Source organism: Salinivibrio sp. PR919 (assembly GCF_001995355.1).
Taxonomy (GTDB): domain Bacteria; phylum Pseudomonadota; class Gammaproteobacteria; order Enterobacterales; family Vibrionaceae; genus Salinivibrio; species Salinivibrio proteolyticus.
This window is the reverse complement of record NZ_MUFL01000114.1, coordinates 1-7,701: the sequence shown is the minus strand read 5'-3', so window position 1 is coordinate 7,701 and position 7,701 is coordinate 1. Positions and strand designations below refer to the sequence as shown.

At 49.9% G+C, this 7,701-nt stretch carries 8 protein-coding genes; 1 reads left to right on the top strand and 7 read right to left on the bottom strand.

From position 1 onward, the window contains the following. Window positions 1–132: 132 nt before the first annotated feature. On the top strand, window positions 133–732 hold the full coding sequence (locus BZG83_RS15240; RefSeq protein WP_077481804.1) for a Yip1 family protein: 600 nt from the start codon (window positions 133–135) through the stop codon (window positions 730–732). Window positions 733–845: 113 nt separating this feature from the next. On the opposite strand, the gene purF is transcribed toward BZG83_RS15240, so the two are convergent. From purF to BZG83_RS15205, 7 genes are all read right to left on the bottom strand, one after another. Continuing rightward, complete coding sequence (gene purF, locus BZG83_RS15235; RefSeq protein WP_077481802.1) at window positions 846–2,360, bottom strand: amidophosphoribosyltransferase; 1,515 nt, start codon at window positions 2,358–2,360, stop codon at window positions 846–848. Between the two features lie 31 nt (window positions 2,361–2,391). After that, a complete protein-coding gene (locus tag BZG83_RS15230) occupies window positions 2,392–2,889 on the bottom strand; it encodes a CvpA family protein (protein WP_077455687.1) in 498 nt (165 codons plus the stop codon). A gap of 61 nt (window positions 2,890–2,950) precedes the next feature. Next, complete coding sequence (locus BZG83_RS15225; protein ID WP_077481800.1) at window positions 2,951–3,496, bottom strand: SPOR domain-containing protein; 546 nt, start codon at window positions 3,494–3,496, stop codon at window positions 2,951–2,953. A 12-nt stretch (window positions 3,497–3,508) separates the two neighbouring features. Further along, the gene (gene folC, locus BZG83_RS15220) at window positions 3,509–4,759 is read right to left on the bottom strand and encodes a bifunctional tetrahydrofolate synthase/dihydrofolate synthase (RefSeq protein WP_077481798.1); all 1,251 of its coding nucleotides are present in this window, start codon (window positions 4,757–4,759) and stop codon (window positions 3,509–3,511) included. Between the two features lie 68 nt (window positions 4,760–4,827). Then, window positions 4,828–5,745: an acetyl-CoA carboxylase, carboxyltransferase subunit beta gene (gene accD, locus BZG83_RS15215; protein ID WP_077481796.1), complete on the bottom strand. Its 918-nt coding sequence runs from the start codon at window positions 5,743–5,745 to the stop codon at window positions 4,828–4,830. A gap of 150 nt (window positions 5,746–5,895) precedes the next feature. After that, window positions 5,896–6,699 carry a tRNA pseudouridine(38-40) synthase TruA gene (gene truA / locus BZG83_RS15210; RefSeq protein ID WP_077481794.1) on the bottom strand — a complete coding sequence of 268 codons (804 nt, stop codon included), beginning with the start codon at window positions 6,697–6,699 and terminating at the stop codon, window positions 5,896–5,898. Window positions 6,700–6,840: 141 nt separating this feature from the next. Then, a partial coding sequence (locus tag BZG83_RS15205; protein WP_338012845.1) for a FimV/HubP family polar landmark protein occupies window positions 6,841–7,701 on the bottom strand: 861 nt, incomplete at its 5' end.

Sequence of the window (7,701 nt, the reverse complement as noted above, 5' to 3'; positions counted from 1 at the left end):
TTTCCGACTAAATGTTAACTATATGTAAGTTTGTTTTGCGTCGGTTAATCACAGTGCATAGACAGTCTCAAACAGGGCAACCTTTTTGTGGTGGCGATTGCACCGATTCAGGAAGGATAAGTGGGGGTAGCTATGATTTTGAGTCATCTTATCGGGTTATATACTCACCCGAAAAAGGAATGGAAGACCATTGGCGAGCGACATGAAGGCGCGTCACACAGTATCGGCCATGCACTGTTATTGGCGCTGATCCCGCCAGTTTGCGCTTATTACTCCAGTGTAAACATCGGTTGGAAAATCGGGGTAGGAGAACCGATCTTTCTCACTGCACAAAGCGCATTGTTTATCGCCAGTGCAATGTACCTAGCACTAATCGGTGGTGTATGCGCGCTTGCCTACCTCACGTTGTGGATGAGTCGAACCTTTGGTTCCGCCCCCACCTATACCCAATGCTTGGAGCTGGCAGCTTACACCGCTACGCCAATTTTCATGGTTGGACTAGCAACCTTATATCCAGTTGTATGGTTTGTGATGATTATCGGGCTCATAGGGATCGCCTACTCGGTATATTTACTCTACACCGGTGTACCCATTCTTATGGAGATTCCTGAAGAGCGCGGTTTTATCTACGCAAGCTCGGTGGTCACTTGCGGTTTGGTGTTACTGGTCGCCATTTTGGCATCGTCGGTGATTCTGTGGAACGTTGGAATTGGGCCTGTGTTTACGCACTAGCATGGTGATGAATAGGGCGGCCAGCGTCTAAATGCGTTGGCGCGTGCCGTCAAAGATAAAAAAGCCGCATCGAATGCGGCTTTTTTCGTCATTATCACGCTATCCACGGGCTTTTAGCTTTCGTTGTGGATCTCCAAATTGGCAAGCTCTTGTTGTTGTTCACGAACCGTTTTTGCATCATCGCTACGTAAGCTTTGTACGTACTCCAAATACGCTTGGTCAACATCATTGGTCACGTACTCACCACTAAACACAGAGGTTTCAAAACGTTCTATGGCTGGGTTCGCCTCACCGACCGCGGCAACAAGATCGCTTAAGTCTTGATATATCAAACCGTCGGCACCAATCAGTTTGGTAATTTCATCCACTTCTCGTCCATGAGCAATCAGCTCATTAGCACTGGGCATATCAATACCATACACGTTGGGGAAGCGCACTTCTGGTGCTGCGGAAGCGATATACACTTCTTTCGCACCGGCTTCACGCGCCATTTCAATGATCTGCTCCGACGTCGTACCACGCACAATCGAGTCATCAACCAATAAAACACGTTTGTCTTTAAACTCCGAGCGAATTGCATTGAGCTTGCGGCGTACTGATTTACGGCGCATTTGTTGACCGGGCATGATAAACGTGCGGCCTACATAGCGGTTTTTTACAAACCCTTGTCGATAGGGCTTGCCGAGCACCTGTGCAATTTCGAGCGCAATATCACAGGACGTTTCAGGAATCGGGATGACCACATCAATGTCCATGTCTTCCCATTCACGCTGTATTTTCGCACCCAATTTTTGTCCCATACGAACGCGCGCACCATACACCGAGATTTTATCGATAAACGAATCAGGGCGAGAGAAATAAACGAACTCAAAAATACACGGGTGCAAACTTGGTGAGGCTGCACATTGGCACGTGTGAAGTTGACCATCGAAAGTAATGTAGACGGCTTCACCCGGGGCCACATCACGAACAAAGTCAAAACCAACCGCATCAAGTGCAACCGACTCTGAAGCAACCATGTATTCAACTTGGCCTTGCTCTTCACGCTTGCCCAAACACAGGGGACGAATACCATGCGGGTCACGGAAGGCAATCATGCCATGACCAATAATCATGGATACCACCGCGTAGGCACCCGATACCTGCTCATGCACCGAGCGGACGGCAGCAAACATATCATCGGCGGTAAGCGGATGTGACACGGCGTTAGAAAGCTGGTGCGCAAGCACGTTGAGGAGGATTTCAGAATCTGAGGTGGTATTTAGGTGGCGGCGGTCTTTTTCAAACAAGGAATGACGGAGCGCTTCTGCATTGGTCAAATTCCCATTATGCGCCAAGGTTATTCCATAGGGAGAGTTGACATAAAATGGCTGCGCTTCTGAGGCACTAGAACTGCCGGCGGTTGGATAACGCACATGGCCAATACCGACATGACCTTGTAAACGTTGCATATGTTTGAGTTGAAAAACATCCTTCACCAAGCCGKTTGCTTTGCGAAGGCGGAAACGATTGTCGTCGATGGTGACAATCCCGGCTGCATCTTGGCCGCGGTGCTGTAGCACCGTTAACGCATCATAGATGGACTGGTTGACCGGATTGGCCCCTACGATTCCAACAATACCACACATGTCAGCTATTCCTTGTTACGCGTAAACCAGCCTAAGACCCCGCGATCTTAGGTAAGAAACTGGAACTGTTCTCGAGGTAGTTAAAGAACCATTCAATAACCACAGCAAAATTAGGAATCAGTTCAGATTGTCCCCATGCTTGGGTTTTTGATACTGACGTAAACGCATCCAAGAAAAACAAGACTGCGGCGACAATCAACACCCCACGAACACTTCCGAACACAATCCCCAACACTCTATCTGTCCCTGATAGTCCTGTTTTTTGCACTAACTGGGCAATCACATAATTGACCACTGCACCCACAATGAGGGTAGCAATAAACAGTAAGGCAATAGCGGTTCCGTTACGGATCACCGCATCCTGTATGTTGGTGAGATACACCGCAAGTTGCGGATAAAATTGGCTGGCGACAAAAAAAGCACCAAACCAAATAACCAAAGACAATGCCTCTTTGACAAAGCCTCGGATAACGCTAACCAGCGCCGAAAAACCAATGACGCCAAGAATCAGGTAATCAATCCAAATCATGTTATTCACTTGCTCGAGACGCGCGCATTCTAACAGAAAAAATGCWCACGCAAACGTTTTCTTATTGGGTGAGTGGGTCAAATTTGCGCAATTGCCCTTTCAACCCGGTGAGAGATTCTAAGTCTGCCAATTGAGATTCCAGTGTGTTTTTAGACACATTTGGACCTACAACCACTTTGGCAAGGTCATCAGGTTTCAGATCCCGTGGCAAAATATGGGCTTGATAACCTTTCTCACGCAATTGGCTAACCAACCGGCGCGCATTGTCCTGATTGCGGAAGGTACCAAGACGAATCATCCACGCACCATCTGCCGTGGCGATCGACTCAGATGCCGTTGAGTCAGGGGGCGTTTCACGCTGATGGGATACGCTCCCTTCTTCGTCGGTCGTTTTTACCGAGGTGTCAGGCACAGCAACATCGGCCACTTGTGGTTCAGCAATCGGGGTTTCTGTCACAGACGCATCAAAATCATCGCGCAGAGGAATACTTTCATAGCTCTCTTGATAGTGCTCTTTTTTGCCATCCAGAACATCTGGCAAAAAAATCACCCCCATTGACACCAATACCAGCGTACCGACTAATCGTTTTTGCAACTTACTGGCCACATCGACTCCGTTTTAATTAATCTGTTCACTCACTTGCCCCACGGTATGGAACGACCCGAATACGACCACACAATCACGCTCGGGTTCCGCCGCTTGGTAGGCCGCTTGATAAGCGTGATAAGGGGTGTCAAATCGCTCCTCTGCGTTTACGGGCAAAGCACTCGCCGGAGCCCCCCGCGCGACACTCAAGGAAGCAGGATACCAATGGTCAACAATTCCCTCAAAGCACGCTAACGTGCCGGCAATATCTTTATCTGCCAGCATAGCAACCACAGCATGGATGTTTCCGCCTCTATCCTGCTTAATGGTCGCTAACCTATCCGCCAAATATTGCGCAGCGTGCGGGTTATGAGCGACGTCAAACACGGTGTAAGGCTGGCTTGAAATAACTTGCATCCGGCCAGGCACAGTGAGGGTTCGCAATGCCTCGGTGATGTGCGTGTCAGCGATATCCAGCTCTGCGACCCCAAGCGCCATTAATGCCGTTGCGGCATTTTGCATAGGAATATGAGGAACTGGCAGCGCATCCATATCAAAGGCACCGGCATGCCAACACCAAGTATCACCTTGCTGTACATAGTGATACTGATAACCAATTTGATACAAGTCTGCACCAATCGCGTCCGCATGCGCAGCAACACTCGGAGGAGGCGCAGGTTGACCACAAATCGCCGGTTTACCCGCACGGAAAATCCCCGCCTTTTCATACCCGATTTGGTCGATGTCATCGCCGAGCCAATCACAATGATCCAGCGCTAGACTGGTGATCACTGATACGTCATGCTCGACCACATTCGTTGCGTCTAAGCGTCCCCCAAGGCCGACCTCTAGGATCACCACATCAAGCTCATGCTGCTTAAAAAGCTGTAACGCCGCCAAGGTACCAAACTCAAAAAAGCTCAGGCTGGTTTCTCCGCGCGCTTGCTCAATGGCGGCGAATGCTTGGCAATGCGCCGCATCGTCTAATGGTTTGCCATTAACACGCACGCGTTCGTTGTAATGAACAAGGTGAGGAGAGCTATATACGCCAGTGCGATAGCCCGCATTCTGCAAGATCGCCTCGAGCAGTGCACAGGTCGTTCCCTTCCCGTTGGTACCCGCCACCGTTATGATCTTTGGAGCAGGTTTGGTCAGTTGCGCATGCTCGGCAACGTGGGCAACGCGTTCTAAACCTAAGTCAATCGCGCTGGTATGGATGGATTCAAGATAAGACAGCCACGTCGATAGCGGGGACGTGGCTGTAGGAATGCATTGTTCAGACATTAACTTGGTCAGTTGCTACATGATGGGTAGATAATACCAAGGATAACGCTGAGGAACACGGTCAAATCTTACTCTTGAGAAGCAGATTGCTCGTCTTCTTGTGGCTTGTCTTGTTCAACGTCAACCACCAATGGTGATTTTACATTGCTCAGCTTCGCAAGCAGCCCTGCCAAGCGCTGACGCATTTCGCGACGATCAACAATCATGTCGATGGCACCATGCTCGAGCAAGAATTCACTGGTCTGAAAGCCTTCAGGTAACTTTTCACGTACCGTTTGCTCAATCACGCGACGGCCCGCAAAACCAATGATGGCTTTAGGTTCCGCGACATTGACGTCGCCAAGCATTGCGAAACTGGCGGTGACGCCACCATAGGTTGGATCGGTCATCACCGAGATAAACGGCAGCTTATGGCGAGAAAGACGCTCCAGCGCAGCGCTAGTTTTTGCCATCTGCATCAGCGACATCAAAGCTTCTTGCATACGCGCGCCACCGCTGGCAGAAAAACACACCAGACCACAATTATTCTCGATCGCAGTTTCTACTGCTTTCACAAAACGCGCACCTACAACGGCACCCATTGAGCCACCCATGAACTTAAATTCAAAGGCACAGGCAACCACGGGAACCTCTAACACGGTTCCTTTCATGACGATCAGTGCGTCCTTCTCACCACTCGATTTTTGTGCCGCAGAAAGGCGGTCTTTATATTTTTTCGAGTCACGAAACTTCAGCACATCTTTCGGCTCAAGCTCAGCGGCAATCTCTTCGCGACCGTCTTTGTCGAGAAACACATCAAGGCGGCGACGAGCAGGAATGCGCATGTGATGATCACACTTAGGGCACACCTCTAGGTTACGCTCTACATCTGCGTGATAAAGCACTTGGTCACAGGACGTACACTTGGTCCACACCCCTTCAGGAATGGATGCTTTGCGCGATGAACCAATGTTGCTTTTCGTTAGGATTTTTTCAAGCCAGCTCATGGACAACCTTTACTTAATCATGGGCGTCCGCATAGGACGTCCATCTTGGATTCGTAACAAATTAGACCGAATTAAATCACAAGTCAGTCAGACTTGGGATAAAAAACTGGTACTACCTATTCTTCGCTCTACCCTTTGACGCGCTACTATTTAAGCCCGTTTAATGACCTCATCGGGTAAAAACAGGGGGCCAATCGGCGCATCGGGCAGCGCAAACTCTTGCGGATAATCAACCTCAACCAAATACAAGCCTTCCGCTTTGGCGGTGGCGGCCGCTAAGGTGCGATCTTTTTGGGCCAACAGCCATTCAATCCATTCGGGAGGATGTTCTTTTCGGCCCACAGCCATCAAGCTACCTGCGATATTCCGCACCATATGATGAACAAATGCATTCGCTTTAATATCGATGATAATGTAACGCTCGCGACGACTCACCGATAAATGCATCACATTTCGCCACGGTGATTTTGACTGACACTGCGCAGCGCGGAACGAGGAAAAGTCGTTTTCCCCCAGTAAGTACTGACCGGCCTGATGCATTAAGGTTTCATCCAACTCACCATAATAATGGCTAACCCCCTTGGCTAAAATGCCCGGACGTAGAGGGTGATTGTAGATGATATAGCGGTAACGACGTGCGGTCGCGCTAAACCGAGCGTGAAAGCTGTCAGGCACCTCTTTTGCCCAACGAACAGCAATCGCATCCGGTAAATTGGCATTAACACCCAGTGTCCATGCTTTTAACGGCCGCTGGCTATCCACATCAAAGTGCACCACTTGACCAGTGCCATGGACACCAGCATCGGTTCGTCCAGCACATTGAACATCGACAGTTTGGTTAGCCACGACGGATAAAGCACGCTCTAGGTGCGCTTGTACGCTGGTAACTTCTCGTTGGCGCTGCCAACCGTAAAACTGCGCTCCATCATATTCAATGCCTAACGCGACTCTCATGCTTGTGCCTTTTCGTTTACTCACTATTAAGGCGCCGCATTATATACGTAATGCATGCGATGTGCAGGTCCGATACCGGGCCTTTAATCATCGATGTCGCCAACGCAAAGATAAAAAACGGCAGCCGAAGCTGCCTGTTTTTTATCGTAGCTGTTCAAGCAGCTGTCGTGCCTCTTGTTGAAGCGCTTTATTCCCTGATTGCATGACTTTTTCTAGCAATGAAATCGCACCATCGACATCGTTCATCTCTAGATAGGCTTTAGCCAGATCGAGATTGGTGGCCGCTTYCGTACTGGCCGTATCACCATCGACATCGATGGCACTGATATCTTCCAGCACATCAGGAAATTCATCCAGCCCCACGTCTAAGTTCATTTCCGCTTTATCCGGGTCAATATCCGGTGCGCTACCATCATCGCGCATCAACTCCTCGATGCTGATGTAATCACGCTCCTCTTCCCCTTCATCAATGAGTTCGCTCTCTGCTTCACCTTCATTCAGCAAATCGTCATCAAGCGCTTGCTCTAATTCGAATTTCTCAAGCGACTCTGGATCCATGGCAGGCTGTTGACTCCAGTCCTCGCTTTCAGCTTCGGGCTCTGGCTCATTATCTGCTTGCCACACGGCCGCTTCTTCATCAGAGAGCCCGGCCAGATCAAGAGGCTCATCGCCATCCGGTTCAGACAACAGAGCGTCCATATTGAGACCACCCACTTGATGGTCGTCATCATCCAGCTCACTAATATCTCGGCTGTCGCCTTGACCCACATCACGGCCTTGCTCATCGAAGTAAGACTCGAGCTCACGTTGCTCATCCAGAGCGGCACTTAATGCATCGTCTTCGTCAAACTCGCCCAGTTCATCTAAAGAGAGCGAGTCAAACTCATAGTCTCGGTTGCTGCTTTCTGGCTCTGGCTCTGGCTCTGGCTCTGGCTCTGGCTCTGGCTCTGGCTCTGGCTCTGGCTCTGGCTCTGGCTCTGGCTCTGGCTCTGGCTCTGGCTC